The sequence below is a fragment of the Paenibacillus sp. 1001270B_150601_E10 genome (assembly GCF_015558675.1).
Taxonomy (GTDB): domain Bacteria; phylum Bacillota; class Bacilli; order Paenibacillales; family Paenibacillaceae; genus Paenibacillus_B.
This window is the reverse complement of record NZ_JADMOL010000001.1, coordinates 376,526-389,516: the sequence shown is the minus strand read 5'-3', so window position 1 is coordinate 389,516 and position 12,991 is coordinate 376,526. Positions and strand designations below refer to the sequence as shown.

Annotated in this window: 17 protein-coding genes; 12 read left to right on the top strand and 5 right to left on the bottom strand. The window is 46.7% G+C overall.

The features are described 5' to 3' along the window. Position 1: 1 nt before the first annotated feature. Entirely contained in the window at positions 2-325 is a 324-nt protein-coding gene (locus tag I2H74_RS01985) for a hypothetical protein (RefSeq protein WP_229106288.1), read from the bottom strand. A 31-nt stretch (positions 326-356) separates the two neighbouring features. Beyond that, positions 357-1,238 carry a DUF1385 domain-containing protein gene (locus I2H74_RS01980; protein ID WP_229106371.1) on the bottom strand — a complete coding sequence of 294 codons (882 nt, stop codon included), beginning with the start codon at positions 1,236-1,238 and terminating at the stop codon, positions 357-359. A 273-nt stretch (positions 1,239-1,511) separates the two neighbouring features. Here I2H74_RS01980 and I2H74_RS01975 point away from each other — a divergent pair, with 273 nt between their 5' ends. From I2H74_RS01975 to I2H74_RS01955, 5 genes are all read left to right on the top strand, one after another. Next, a complete protein-coding gene (locus I2H74_RS01975; RefSeq protein WP_195571186.1) occupies positions 1,512-2,072 on the top strand; it encodes a YqhR family membrane protein in 561 nt (186 codons plus the stop codon). A gap of 194 nt (positions 2,073-2,266) precedes the next feature. Then, complete coding sequence (gene aroQ, locus I2H74_RS01970; RefSeq protein ID WP_195571184.1) at positions 2,267-2,719, top strand: type II 3-dehydroquinate dehydratase; 453 nt, start codon at positions 2,267-2,269, stop codon at positions 2,717-2,719. 40 nt (positions 2,720-2,759) lie between these two features. Then, entirely contained in the window at positions 2,760-3,833 is a 1,074-nt protein-coding gene (locus tag I2H74_RS01965) for a M24 family metallopeptidase (protein WP_195571182.1), read from the top strand. A 38-nt stretch (positions 3,834-3,871) separates the two neighbouring features. Beyond that, positions 3,872-4,429 carry an elongation factor P gene (gene efp, locus I2H74_RS01960; protein ID WP_195571180.1) on the top strand — a complete coding sequence of 186 codons (558 nt, stop codon included), beginning with the start codon at positions 3,872-3,874 and terminating at the stop codon, positions 4,427-4,429. A 214-nt stretch (positions 4,430-4,643) separates the two neighbouring features. Further along, positions 4,644-5,897: an aspartate kinase gene (locus I2H74_RS01955; protein ID WP_195571178.1), complete on the top strand. Its 1,254-nt coding sequence runs from the start codon at positions 4,644-4,646 to the stop codon at positions 5,895-5,897. 12 nt (positions 5,898-5,909) lie between these two features. On the opposite strand, the gene I2H74_RS01950 is transcribed toward I2H74_RS01955, so the two are convergent. From I2H74_RS01950 to I2H74_RS01940, 3 genes are all read right to left on the bottom strand, one after another. Beyond that, positions 5,910-6,368, bottom strand: a complete 459-nt coding sequence (locus I2H74_RS01950; protein ID WP_195571176.1) for a DUF441 domain-containing protein — start codon at positions 6,366-6,368, stop codon at positions 5,910-5,912. 158 nt (positions 6,369-6,526) lie between these two features. Continuing rightward, positions 6,527-7,258 carry a 2-phosphosulfolactate phosphatase gene (locus tag I2H74_RS01945; RefSeq protein ID WP_195571174.1) on the bottom strand — a complete coding sequence of 244 codons (732 nt, stop codon included), beginning with the start codon at positions 7,256-7,258 and terminating at the stop codon, positions 6,527-6,529. A gap of 64 nt (positions 7,259-7,322) precedes the next feature. Beyond that, the gene (locus I2H74_RS01940; RefSeq protein WP_195571172.1) at positions 7,323-8,144 is read right to left on the bottom strand and encodes a phosphosulfolactate synthase; all 822 of its coding nucleotides are present in this window, start codon (positions 8,142-8,144) and stop codon (positions 7,323-7,325) included. A 172-nt stretch (positions 8,145-8,316) separates the two neighbouring features. Between I2H74_RS01940 and I2H74_RS01935 the strand changes: the two genes are divergently transcribed. The 7 genes from I2H74_RS01935 to spoIIIAF all read left to right on the top strand — a co-directional run bounded on the left by I2H74_RS01935 (position 8,317) and on the right by spoIIIAF (position 12,925). Beyond that, entirely contained in the window at positions 8,317-8,586 is a 270-nt protein-coding gene (locus I2H74_RS01935; RefSeq protein ID WP_195571171.1) for a YqhV family protein, read from the top strand. 104 nt (positions 8,587-8,690) lie between these two features. Beyond that, positions 8,691-9,701, top strand: coding sequence for a stage III sporulation protein AA (spoIIIAA, locus tag I2H74_RS01930; RefSeq protein WP_195571170.1), 1,011 nt, complete (start codon positions 8,691-8,693; stop codon positions 9,699-9,701). After that, positions 9,694-10,215, top strand: a complete 522-nt coding sequence (spoIIIAB, locus tag I2H74_RS01925) for a stage III sporulation protein SpoIIIAB (protein ID WP_195571168.1) — start codon at positions 9,694-9,696, stop codon at positions 10,213-10,215. The genes spoIIIAA and spoIIIAB overlap by 8 nt, the downstream gene beginning before the upstream one ends. 11 nt (positions 10,216-10,226) lie before the next feature. Further along, positions 10,227-10,430 carry a stage III sporulation protein AC gene (gene spoIIIAC / locus I2H74_RS01920; RefSeq protein WP_005546700.1) on the top strand — a complete coding sequence of 68 codons (204 nt, stop codon included), beginning with the start codon at positions 10,227-10,229 and terminating at the stop codon, positions 10,428-10,430. A 10-nt stretch (positions 10,431-10,440) separates the two neighbouring features. Then, entirely contained in the window at positions 10,441-10,830 is a 390-nt protein-coding gene (gene spoIIIAD, locus I2H74_RS01915) for a stage III sporulation protein AD (protein WP_195571166.1), read from the top strand. Between the two features lie 25 nt (positions 10,831-10,855). After that, positions 10,856-12,106, top strand: coding sequence for a stage III sporulation protein AE (gene spoIIIAE / locus I2H74_RS01910; protein ID WP_229106367.1), 1,251 nt, complete (start codon positions 10,856-10,858; stop codon positions 12,104-12,106). A gap of 21 nt (positions 12,107-12,127) precedes the next feature. Further along, on the top strand, positions 12,128-12,925 hold the full coding sequence (spoIIIAF, locus tag I2H74_RS01905; protein ID WP_195571164.1) for a stage III sporulation protein AF: 798 nt from the start codon (positions 12,128-12,130) through the stop codon (positions 12,923-12,925). Positions 12,926-12,991: the final 66 nt, after the last annotated feature.

The following is a 12,991-nucleotide window of genomic DNA, read 5'->3' as shown; positions in this document are numbered from 1 at the left end:
TTTATTCTCCAGACTGAGCTCGAGACTTGCCCTTTTGACCGTCAATCACATGTAGCTTGGCTTGCGACCGCTTCCTTACGATCTTAGTCGGCTGCTTGGCTTTATGCTTGTTCTGCTGCGTCATTGCCTTGACCTTCGCCTCCGTGCGAGATGATTTCTTTACCTTGGGCTGCGAAGATTTCGGTCCAAGCTTATATGCGATGAACACGATCGCAATAAGCACGATAGGAATGAAAAACATCGACAGGTTCGTGCTTATTTGGCTGATGAGCCCGATGCCTGCAAAGACTAGCAGTACGAAAATGACCCAAGAGGGAACCTTCATACGCATCCATCCCTTCGTCGTCGTTGAGCAATTAGGACACTTTGTTCAAGCTCATTTGCTGATCTAGCTCCAACATACGCTTGAAGCTTGCAATGGAGACTTCAACCATGTCATCCGTAGGCTCTTTAGTCGTTAATTTTTGAAGCCATAAACCAGGATATCCGAGAAAACGAAGTACAGGAATATCTCTCACGGCATTAGTCAATCGAAGCACCTCATAGGAAACGCCGATGACAACAGGCAATAGCGCTAGACGCCACAATACGCGATCCCATAATGTATCATAGGACACAAAGGAATAAATGATGACACCGACAATGACCGTAAAGACGATAAAGCTGCTGCCGCAACGGTAATGAAGTCTGCTGAACTTTTGTACATTGTTGACCGTAAGCTCAACCCCTGCCTCATGGGCACTGATAACCTTGTGCTCCGCGCCATGATACATGAATAAGCGCTTGATAAGCGGTGTTAAAGAAATGACATACAGATACACCAGCAGCAAGATAATTTTAATGACGCCTTCAATCATCGTATGAAGAACTTTGCCATCAAATAACTTGCCAAACAAAATCTGTTCTATGATCGCTGGGGTCGCTGTAAAGATGACTTTTCCGAAAATGAAGGACAATATCCCTACGACCGCTACTCCAAGCACCATGGTTAGATCCCAGCCCTTTTTCTCCGACTCCTCAACAGGGCCTTCCTCATCCTCCGCGTACTTCTCTGTTGCAAAGTTAAGATGCTTCGCACCCTTGGCGCTGGAATCTATGATCGACACTAATCCTCGAATAAACGGGATCTTCTTTAAATTCGTGACCCATTTCTTATCCTCACGGGGCACCTCGTAAAACGATATCTCATTATTCTTGCGACGAACAGCAGTCACGTTGACATGGCGTCCCCCCATCATGACCCCCTCTATGACGGCCTGTCCGCCATAAATCGCCGCTGCTCCTTGATTATTAGACAACCTCTTCACCTTCCTCATCCGTTACACTCGAACTGTTAAGCAACTATATAGTCTTATTGTAGCGAAAATATGACATTCGCGCTACTGTATGACGTTGCTAGAAGTTCGCTTCAAGATAGATCCTTCAAGGGCCAAGCAACATGAAATGTGCATGAGCCGCACATAATAATCTTATTCATCTTCATGCGCTTCAATGTATAAGGAGGAAATTGAATGAAGGAATTTGAATATCGCAGGCAGCAGCGACAAAGGAAAGAGCAGCAACAGCAGACCAATCCACTGATCTTTGCCGTTCAACTTGGTTTTTTTGCAGGACTCATTTGGGGATGTATGCGGTGGATGTCGGCAGCTATGAAGTTTACGATTGTCGTACCGGGATTTTTAGTCGAGCCTTTCTATAAACATGACTATTTATTGACTTGGAAGGGGGGAGTGGTAGGTCTTGTCTCTTTCATTGGTTTCTCCATTTTGGCGAGTATCCTCTATACCGCTCTCTTTAAGAAATTCATCGGACCATGGGGTGGAATGATCTACGGCATCGTATGGTGGCTGATTCTATTTGTGTTCATTGGACCTATGATTGGTTTAATGCCGCCCATCACAAAGACGACATGGAATACGATTTGGACAGAGAGCTGTTTATTCCTACTATGGGGATTATTTATAGGTTACACCGTTGCGATGGAATTCAATGATGAGCGTCTCCGTGAGCCTGACAATGATTCCAATGGGAGCAATATGAACAAGAAGCATCAACCGAATCCATCTACCTAGAAACCGCTCTTGCTGGGGTTGACGCTATTTTTTCATATCCTAACTGAGGTTCAAGAAGGTAATGTGCTTCTCAAGCGCCCTTTCGTATGATAAAATACGTGAGTATTCGTCTGCACAGATACGGCTAATACGTTGTCGGACTACATAAGTTTAACGCGATATTTTGCGTTAATTTGACGGGTGGTGAGGTGGCCATGGCTTCTTACTTGGTCGTAAATGGACCCAATCTCAACATGCTCGGAACTCGAGAGCCTGAGGTATATGGTCGCGAGACACTATCGGATATTGAGTCTCAATTGCGCGATGCAGCGTCGGAGCTTGGTGTAGCACTTGCGTTTTTTCAAAGCAACCACGAAGGCGCAGTAATTGATCGTATCCATGAGGCATATGGAGAGAGCGATGGTATTCTGATCAATCCTGGTGCTTGGACGCATTACAGCTATGCGCTGCGCGATGCGATCAGCACGGTTGGCTTGCCTACCGTTGAAGTTCATATGTCTAACATTCATAAGCGTGAGGCCTTCCGCCATCACTCGGTGATTGCACCGGTTGCGGTTGGACAGATCGCAGGATTTGGATCGAACAGTTATCTATTGGGTCTTCATGCCTTGCATCAAGCAGTAACGAAGGCGAAGAAAGAACAATAAGACATCAGGATGGATGAACCCAGAACAGGAGATGATGGCAATGAGTAATGCACGTGTGGAACGACTTCGCAAGGAGATGGACGAGCGTGGTTTGGAAGCCATTTGGATTGACAGTGAGATTAACCGTCGTTATATGACGGGCTTCACTGGATCTTCTGGCTATGTATTGATCACGCAAGATCGTGCGATCTTGTTGACAGACTTCCGTTATATGACTCAAGCCCCTGAGCAGGCGGTAGGCTTTGAAGTGATTCAGCATGGAAAAGTCACAGATACGCTTAAAGAGCTGCTTCAGGAAATTGGCATCAAGAAGCTTGCGATGGAACAGGATCATGTGAGCTACGCATCCTTCGTACGCTATCAAGAGGAGTTGAATCCTGTTGAGCTTGTTCCGACAAGTGGTATTATTGAGAACTTGCGTCGAATCAAGGATGAGGATGAAATTCGTATTCTGAAGGAAGCAGCAGAGCTTGCGGATCGAACATTCAGCCACATTTTGAGCTATCTGAAGCCTGGCGTATCCGAGATGGATGTTGCCCTTGAGATGGAGTACTTCATGCGCAAGAATGGCGCCACTTCAAGTTCCTTTGACACCATTGTTGCTTCGGGTGAACGCTCTGCTCTGCCACATGGGGTAGCAAGTGAGCGCATAATTAAAGGCAACGAATTTGTTAAGCTTGATTTCGGTGCTTATTACAAAGGGTATTGCTCAGACATCACGCGTACGGTATTCTTAGGTACGCCGACTGACAAGCATAAAGAGATCTACAATATTGTTCTTGAATCTCAGCTGTATGCTCTGGAGCATATTCGCCCAGGCATGACCGGCAAGGAAGCTGATGCGTTGTCTCGTGATATTATCGAGAAGCACGGCTACGGTCCTAACTTTGGACACAGCCTTGGACACGGTATCGGCATGGAGATTCATGAATCGCCTAATTTGGCTAAAACTAGCGATATGGTGTTAGCTCCCGGCCATGTGGTAACGGTTGAGCCTGGTATTTATGTACCTGGCTTTGGCGGTGTTCGCATCGAGGATGACATTGTCATTACAGAGAACGGGATTGAAATAATAACACATTCTACCAAAGAGTTGCTGCTGTTGGACGTATAGTCCAGCCCAGCATGTACGTTTTCTAGGAGGGAAATTTAGTGATTTCAGTTAACGATTTTAAAACAGGCTTGACGGTTGAAGTAGATGGCGACATCTTCTCCGTCATCGAATTCCAACACGTAAAGCCAGGTAAGGGCGCTGCATTCGTCCGTTCCAAGCTTCGCAATCTGCGTAACGGCAACGTAACGGAGAAAACATTCCGTGCTGGCGAGACGATCTCCCGTGCACAAATCGACAACCGTGAAGTGCAATATCTGTATAACAGCGGTGAAGAATATACATTCATGGATAACGAATCGTATGACCAGTTCTCCTTGTCCAAAGATCAATTGGAATGGGAATTGAACTTCTTGAAAGACAACAGCATCGTTAATATCGTGAGCTACCAAGGCGAAATCATCGGTATTAACTTGCCAAATAGCGTTGAGCTTAAGGTTATTGAGACAGAGCCAGGCGTGAAAGGAAACACCGCTCAAGGTGCGCTTAAAAGCGCAACGGTGGAAACCGGCCTAACGGTTCAAGTTCCGCTCTTCATTAATGAAGGCGACGTTCTTCTCATCGATACTCGCGAAGGTAAATATATTTCCCGCGCATAGGATAGGTGATGGATCCTCCATCTATGGTAATAAGGCAGTCTTGCTGCTGGTTATCGTAGATGGGGGATTTTTATTTTTGGCATAAAACGAATATTCAAGCCCGCTAGTATAATTTCCATGCGGTTCCGTCAATCTTTTTCCACCGTTTTGGGAAAGATGTGGTATAATATGCAATTAAATAAATACATTCCGTCGGGATTGGAGTGAATCTTCTGTGGCATTATTCGTAATGAAATTCGGGGGAAGCTCAGTTGGAGACACCGAACGCATGAAGCGGGTCGCCAAGAGAATTGTAGAGAAAAAAGAAGAAGGCCATCAATGTGTGGTTGTCGTTTCAGCTATGGGAGATACGACAGATGATCTTATCGATAAGTCGAAGATGCTGTGCGATGCGCCTCCAGCACGTGAGATGGACATGCTGCTTACAACCGGTGAGCAAATCAGTGTTGCGTTGTTGTCCATGGCTATACATAGCTTGGGACATGATGCGATCTCTTACACCGGCTGGCAGGCTGGCTTCAAGACAGATGATACTCATTCCAAGGCGCGTATCCTGGATATTCAACCGGATCGTGTTAAGCAGGCTTTAGATAACGGAAAGATCGTTATTGTAGCGGGATTCCAAGGAATGTCTGACAGTGGGGAGATCACGACACTTGGTCGTGGCGGTTCCGATACGACAGCAGTTGCGCTGGCAGCAGCCATAGAAGCAGATGTATGTGAGATCTATACCGATGTTGACGGCATCTATTCGACCGATCCTCGTATTGTTAGACATGCACGCAAGCTTAAGGAGATATCCTACGATGAAATGCTTGAGCTTGCCCACCTAGGAGCAGCTGTGCTGCATCCGAGAGCCGTGGAATATGCAAAGCATAACAATGTATGTCTGGTCGTAAGATCAAGCTTTAATCATAATGAAGGAACGGTTGTGAAGGAGGACGCTGTCATGGAACAAGGTGTAGTCGTTAGTGGTATTGCATTTGACAAAAACGTAGCGCGTATAAGTATTCTTGGTGTTGTTGATCAACCAGGCGTATTGGCAAAGGTGTTTGGTGCACTTGCTAATGCTGGGATTGACGTCGATATTATCGTTCAAAGCGGTGTTATGAACGGTGAGGCAGACTTCTCCTTCTCAACAGCACGCGATGATCATGACCGAGCGATCAAAGTGATTGAAGGCTTGCGTGCAACCCTTCCGTATCGTGAAGTAACATCTGAAGTGGATCTCGTTAAGGTATCCATTGTAGGTGCCGGTATGGTCAGCCACCCAGGTGTTGCGGCTAAGATGTTCGAAGTCATCTCAGGAACAGGCATCAGCATTAAGATGGTTAGCACATCTGAGATTAAAGTATCCTGCGTCATTGCGGATGGCAAGCTTCAGGAAGTCGTTCAAGCCCTTCACACGGCATACGGCCTTGATGCCCTAGAACAAGTATATGTAGGAGGACCGCAGGTCCGTCGATAATAGGTATACAGCTTATTTAGATATAATCCAATTGAAGATTTGCAGCAATATAGCGGTAATTCCTGCGGCCATCAGCGGTCCGACAGGGATTCCGCGCATAAAGACGATCCCGATGATCGAGCCTGCTACAAGGCCTATGATCATTTGAGGATCGTTTTTTAATAGATGCAGACCTTGATTGTTCATCAGCGTTGCAATGGCCCCTCCAAGAATGGCTAGAAGGCCTGTCCATGACGTAAGCGTGCGCACGACATCCTTAAGCGTGACATGCTCGGCTGCGAAGGGCACAAGTACGGCGATTGTTAGAAAGAGTAGACCAAGCTCCATCCCTCTCCGCTCAATAGAAGGTAGAAATCGTTCCAACTGAACGAGCTTGACGATAAGCAGGATGCAAGCCGCTGTTGTTAAGATGGAGGACCGACTGGCAAGTCCAATGACAATGAGAGTCACGAGTACAAGTTCACCATTCATGCTACGGCTCCTTTAACATAAGGTTCGACGCCGATTCGTATGAAGAAAGGAACCGGCGTTGAACTGAAGTGAGTACAAGCTACTTCTTAGGTTATGAGCTTTACCCCACATAATAGAACAACGCACGAGGAGGTCGAGGAATGTGTATGGTTCAAATGTTAGATGGCCGCAGAAAACGGAATCATCATGTGCTGGTCGAAACGCGGAACGATCGGAATCGAATTAATCGCCGCGCAGTGCTGAATATCATCTGCATACCCGATCTTTGCGAGTCGCTTGCCGCTCGCACATTCTTTTAGCGCATGAACCAGATCGTCTTGGTGATGCCGGTAAGCACTCATGACCATTTTGCCAAGGTCATTGTACACAAGGGTTAGTTCAGCGTGAATCGGCTGATGCAGCATTTCATGAAGAATCATGCCCGCGCATACTCCATCTTCGAATGCAAAGGCCTCCTGCGTGCCTGCGCACAAGAGCGCAATATCATTGCGAAGTTTTAACGCCGTTATGGCACAAGCCTTAGCGTTTAGAAGGCTTCCAGCCAATATATGCTTGGCTCTCATAGACTTTTGTATGGCCCGTGTGCCGTTCGTCGTAGTGAGGATAACACGTTTACCTTTTACATGTTCACCTGCATATTCAAGAGGAGAATTGCCCAGATCGAAACCGGGAATCTTTTTACAGTAACGTTCGCCTCCCAGAAGATCGCCGGCAGTCGCACACTGCTTAGCTTGACCGATCGTTTCGACAGGAACGACGCCTGAGGCACCATGTGCTAATGCGGTGACGATGGTACTCGTTGCTCGCAATACATCAATCACGATAACGGTACGCTGAGACAGATCAATGGCGCGAGCTTCATTCACGCTAGCAATAACATCGATATGCACCGGTATACCCCTCCTTCCAACTCGTAATGGACGACGATGGGCGTGTGCGGTTGGGATAAACGGGCTAAATGTCATAATAATACGCGACATGGTCAATCATTGTATCGGATCGCAAACCTCGTCGCAATGCCTCCAATGCAATAATATCACTTGGCGCAACATTGCCAAGATTCGCATTCGTACCTGCTCGCTTGATGATGGATAGCTGCTGTTTCTTGTTTGGAGCCTCCCACATAAGCTGTTCAGGGTATGGTATACAGGCAAGTATGTCTTCAATCAGCCGCTCATCACAGTTCCCCTGTTGATTATAGATTCCTACCCCAGCCCCTGATTCACGTCCTTCAAGCGTCATCCACGCTGCACCATTCGCAAGATCCTCCAAATAGGTTTCAGCCAATTGATCAAGCACAAATTCGCTATGCTCAAGCTTCTTTCCATATTCGGTGCTGACATGTAAGCCATAGCTAATTGCCTCTTGAATCAATTGATTTCGTTCCTTTCGCGATAAGGAAATCGTTCCATCGGATACTTCAATGGCGTTGAAGCCTATCGCACGAATCGTTTGGAAAAATTCATGCACAACACCCTTAACGAACGCAATCTCAAGCAGTGTTCCTCCCGGCATGATATAAATGTTGTGAGCTTTAGCGAGGGCAATCTTCGCTTCAATAATCGCCCTAGGCACGATGACACTAGTGCCAAATCCAAGCTTGATTACATCGATATGTTCATAGCTTGTCGTGATCATATCTTCAAATGCATGCATACCTAGCCCTTTATCCATCACCATTGTCAGGCCATTCAATCTAGGCTTGTGAAGTCTTTTGCCGCTTGGATCCTGCAGCAGCTGCGACCATTCCAATGTAGGACTTGGCGTAAGCTTCATTTCTCTTCCTCCCTTTCCAATCAGCGAGGTCTATAGATGAAATACATGCTAGCAATATATGCGTGGAAGCACTGACAGGTGCCTAGATCGAAAGTAAACCATCCATTTGCTCTAAATTGCGAGCAAGCTGCATAGCATGTACTAACTCGAATCCAAGGGAAGGAGGAGCTCCATGAATTGGGACAAATTTGTGCTTAGCATGGCGAGCTTGAGAATGGTATCGGGAAGCTTGGAACTGCTGGCTGCGGTACTGATGCTTCGCTTTAACAATCCGGAGAAGGCGCTCTTGGTCAATTCCATGCTTGCGCTTGTCGGACCGATGGTCCTCATTGCGACAACAGCGATTGGATTGATTGGAATTGCGGATAAATTGAATTGGGGGAAGTTCGTCTGGATCGGCTTTGGTGTAATGTGCCTGCTAATTGGGATTCTCAAAAAATAGCATGGAAACGGTAAGAGTCATAAGTATATCGGTTGTCCCATACATATCAGATAAGGACATGTTCATTGGTCAAGCTGATTGTGAGAAAAAGGAGAGCGTTCGTCATGAAAGTACCATCCAGCTGGTCGCTCATCATTCCACCAGAGATGAGAGCGATGATCTTGTCTCTTCCAGATCGTGTTCTAGCAGAGCTTGAAGAAATTCGTATCCGTGAGAACAGGCCCTTGGAAGTGATATATGGGAGTGACTATAGCTTCGTTACGGTATTAGGACAGCTAACGGATCAGCCGAATTCAGCTTATATCCCGAGCAGGGACGATTGCCATCGCCTGCTTGATCTGATGACTAACCACTCCTTATATACGATGGAGGAGCAGCTTCGCAAGGGGTTCGTGACCGTAGCGGGAGGGCATCGGATAGGCTTGTCCGGTCGAACCGTGTTGGCACAAGGTCGCGTCAGCCATCTTCGGGATATAGCAGGCTTTAATATTCGTATCGCAAGAGAAATCAAGGGAATAGGAAGCAATGTTCTTCCACACTTATTGGACTTTAAAGAGCGGTCGATCCATCACACGCTGATCGTCTCTCCGCCTCAACATGGCAAGACTACATTGCTTCGGGATCTTACGCGCATGATTGCAAGCGGTCATTGGAATCACCAAGATGCGCGTTGGAAGGCGATGAAGGTTGGCGTAGTCGATGAACGCTCAGAAATTGCAGGATGCATGAAGGGCGTGCCTAGCTTCGATTTGGGCTTCAGAAGTGATGTGCTGGACGGCTGTCCAAAAGCCGAAGGCATGATGATGTTGATACGCTCCATGTCGCCAGATGTTCTTATCGTGGACGAGTTTGGCAGAGATGAAGATGTACACGCCATGCGGGAGGCGATTCATGCAGGAGTGTCAGTTGTGGCAACTGCACATGGTCATGAGCTTGAGCATTTGATGCGGAGGCCCGGTATTGGCCAGCTGCTGGAGGAAGGCGTCTTTAGGCGTATTGTCCTGTTAAGACGGGAAAGGAAAGAAACGATGTTTCGAATCTTTGATGAGAAAAAGCGTGCTATGCTCATTGATCCGGCTCATCGTGCAGTAAGAGGTGGGGCTATTCATGCTTAAGATCCTAGGCGCAGCTATCATTATTGCAGCAGCAACTGCCATTGGCTGGGTACAAGCTTCTCAGTACGCCGCGCGTGTTCGACAGATCCGGCAGATGATCCATGCGCTGCAGCGTCTGGAAACTTCGATTATGTACGGGTACACGCCGCTTGATGAGGCCTTCTCTGAGCTTTCCTATCAAGCAGCAGCTCCGCTCAATCAAGTGTTTTTGCATGCTTCTCAGATGATGCAGTCCACCCAGGGGGTAACGACCGCGAAGGATGCATGGGCTGAAGCGCTGAGAACTCATAAGGGACAGCTTGCACTAAAAGAGCAGGATGTGCGGATTTTGATGGAGTTAGGCCTAAGCCTGGGCGTAAGTGATCGAGAAGATCAGCGTAATCATATTAGACATGCTGTGAAGCGGCTGGAGCAGGAAGAAAGCGCTGCGAAAGAAGAGCATTCGAGGTACGGCAGGATGTCTAGAAGTCTGGGGATATTGAGTGGAATAATGCTTGTCATTCTGATGTATTGAGGTGCTTGAGCATGAATGTGGATGTGAGTGCAATCTTTCAGATTGCCGGAATCGGCATCATCATCGCAATGATTCACACAGTCCTCAAGCAGATGGGGAAGGAAGACATGGCACATTGGGTGACGGTCATCGGATTTGTCGTGGTCTTGTTTATGGTTGTACGTCTGCTTGATCATCTGTTTCAAGAAATTAAGACCATCTTTCTCTTCCAGTAGGTGAATCGCGATGGAAATCATTCAGATCGTCGGTCTTGGATTAATTGCAGCGATACTTGTACTCGTAGTTAAAGAACAGAAGCCGATGTTCGCGTTTCTCATCGCTACGTTTACAGGTATCGTCATCTTTTTATTCCTTATTGGAAAGATTGAGGCTGTCATTAACGTACTTGAAGATCTTGCAGATAGGTCAGGCATTGAGCCTGTGTATTTGAAAACCATACTGAAGATTATCGGTATCGCCTACATTGCAGAATTCGGTGCTCAGATCGTCCGAGATGCAGGCCAAGACGGCATTGCTTCCAAGATTGAGCTGGCTGGAAAAGTATTAATTATGGTGCTTGCTATTCCCATTATTAGTGTCATTATCGAGACCGTCATGAAGCTGTTGCCTGCTTAGACATAAGAGGAGGATCAAAAAGGTGATGAGACTGAATCCTAATCGTAATCGTACTTATATTCCGATAATGATCCTGCTATTTGTCTCTTATTTTCTAGGAGCAAGCATCGTGTTCGCCTCATCTGAGCGATCTTCCTCCACCGAGGCACCTGTTGCGGCAGAGACGCCGATGCAGCAGGGTGTGACGAAGGATTGGATGGAGAAGCAGGTTAGTCAGCTTGGCACGGGGGAAGTGGAGACGTACTGGCAGGACTTGCTGGACAAGTATGGCGGATTTTTTCCGAGAGATGCTTTACCCAGCTTTGCAGACCTGATTCTCCCTGGAGGAGAGCGCCTGACACTAGAGAATACCTTGAAAGCACTTGGCGGCTTTATGCTGCAGGAGGTGCTTTTGAATGGGAAGCTCATTGTCACGATTGTTATATTAGCGGTCTTTAGCATGGTGCTGGAAACGTTGCAATCCGCTTTCGAGCGAAACACAGTAAGCAAAATTGCCTACTCTATTTCTTATTTGGTCATTATTATTCTTGCGATCAACAGCTTCAATATTGCAATCAGCTATGCGAAAGATGCGATAACGAGCATGATTCATTTTATGATGGCGATGGTACCGTTGTTGTTCACCTTGCTCGCCTCTCTTGGCAATGTGGTAACGGTATCAGTACTGCATCCCTTAATCATTTTTATGATCCACCTTATTGGCACGCTGATCTATATGGTTGTATTTCCGCTGCTCTTCTTCTCCGCAGTCCTACATATCGTAAGTACGCTGACGGATAAGTATAAGGTGACTCAGCTCGCAAACTTGCTGCGCAATATAAGTGTCGGATTATTGGGAATCTTGCTGACTGTATTTCTTGGTGTCATCTCGGTTCAGGGGGTGACAAGCTCTGTTACGGATGGGGTTGCGTTAAAAACGGCCAAGTACATCACAGGAAACTTTGTTCCTGTGATAGGGCGCGTATTCTCGGATGCGACTGATACGGTTATCTCTGCTTCTCTTCTTGTTAAAAATGCAGTTGGATTAACGGGCGTCATCATCTTGCTGTTTTTATGCGCATTTCCAGCAATCAAAATCTTGACGCTGTCTTTAATCTATAACGTATCCGCTGCCATTATGCAGCCGCTAGGCGATACGCCAGTCGTAGGCTGCCTAAAGACGGTTGGAAAGAGCATGATTTATGTCTTTGCAGCACTTGCGGCAGTAAGCCTTATGTTTTTTCTTGCCATCACGATTCTCTTGACTGCCGGCAATGTGACTGTCATGATGCGATAGCTGTCGAAAAGGAGGCCGATCATGAGCTGGTTAAGTCAATGGCTGAAGGAAATCATCATGGTGATCCTTCTCGCCACCTTTATCGACCTATTATTGCCGAATCGTTCCATGCAGCGCTACGTGAAGCTGATGTTAAGCCTTATCATCTTGCTCATCATCCTATCACCGATCATGAAGCTGTTCCATGCTAATTTGGCACAGGATGTAGCGAATGAATGGACAAAAGCGACAATGGTCTCTTCGGATGCCTTTACATCCTTAACCTCTATCCAGCGTGAAGCAGCCAAGCTTACGGCTGAACGGGACATTGAAGCACAGCAATTTGCAGCCTCTCAGCTTGGGGCGAATATGAAAGACCAGGTGAATCAAATGCTTGAGCGCACATCTTGGCCGGCTGCTTCTGATTCTACTAGTGAAGACATATCGGCGTTTATTGCGACCGGAGATTATTTTCAAATAGATGAGATCAAAGTGGAGCTCGAACAGGCATCCCTTCAGACGGAACCCAAAATTCAAATCATTACAGTATTTTTGCATGTGTCAAAAAACGGCAACTCTCGACATACGCAATCTAATGTGGAAGAAGCGAACAAAGACAGCCATGCTGCTGATGTAGAACCAGTGCAAGCTATTCCGGACGTTCAGATCAGCACAAACGAAGATCCTGCCAAGAAGGAAATAAACTCCTCCGAGAAGCTAACTAAGGAAGCACGTTCACAATTGATGGATGAAGTTGAAGCTCTTGTCACGAAACAACTTACCACACAGTGGCTGGTTGGGGCTGAACAGATTCATTTTGTGTGGGAGGAGAAAAAATAGACTTTTTTTGGACAAACCAGTCATAAATCTGGGCAAGTCGCGTATAGGTGAATTAAGGACAAGGTA

Coding starts and splice junctions, on each gene's coding strand:
- spoIIIAB (WP_195571168.1), top strand. CDS start 9,694: ATGCTTAAGATCCTAGGCGCAGCTATCATTATTGCAGCAGCAACTGCC.
- spoIIIAF (WP_195571164.1), top strand. CDS start 12,128: ATGAGCTGGTTAAGTCAATGGCTGAAGGAAATCATCATGGTGATCCTT.
- spoIIIAD (WP_195571166.1), top strand. CDS start 10,441: ATGGAAATCATTCAGATCGTCGGTCTTGGATTAATTGCAGCGATACTT.
- spoIIIAC (WP_005546700.1), top strand. CDS start 10,227: ATGAATGTGGATGTGAGTGCAATCTTTCAGATTGCCGGAATCGGCATC.
- spoIIIAE (WP_229106367.1), top strand. CDS start 10,856: ATGAGACTGAATCCTAATCGTAATCGTACTTATATTCCGATAATGATC.
- aroQ (WP_195571184.1), top strand. CDS start 2,267: ATGGCTTCTTACTTGGTCGTAAATGGACCCAATCTCAACATGCTCGGA.
- I2H74_RS01950 (WP_195571176.1), bottom strand. CDS start 6,368: ATGAATGGTGAACTTGTACTCGTGACTCTCATTGTCATTGGACTTGCC.
- I2H74_RS01980 (WP_229106371.1), bottom strand. CDS start 1,238: ATGATGGGGGGACGCCATGTCAACGTGACTGCTGTTCGTCGCAAGAAT.
- spoIIIAA (WP_195571170.1), top strand. CDS start 8,691: ATGAAAGTACCATCCAGCTGGTCGCTCATCATTCCACCAGAGATGAGA.
- I2H74_RS01935 (WP_195571171.1), top strand. CDS start 8,317: ATGAATTGGGACAAATTTGTGCTTAGCATGGCGAGCTTGAGAATGGTA.
- I2H74_RS01965 (WP_195571182.1), top strand. CDS start 2,760: ATGAGTAATGCACGTGTGGAACGACTTCGCAAGGAGATGGACGAGCGT.
- I2H74_RS01940 (WP_195571172.1), bottom strand. CDS start 8,144: ATGAAGCTTACGCCAAGTCCTACATTGGAATGGTCGCAGCTGCTGCAG.
- I2H74_RS01975 (WP_195571186.1), top strand. CDS start 1,512: ATGAAGGAATTTGAATATCGCAGGCAGCAGCGACAAAGGAAAGAGCAG.
- I2H74_RS01985 (WP_229106288.1), bottom strand. CDS start 325: ATGAAGGTTCCCTCTTGGGTCATTTTCGTACTGCTAGTCTTTGCAGGC.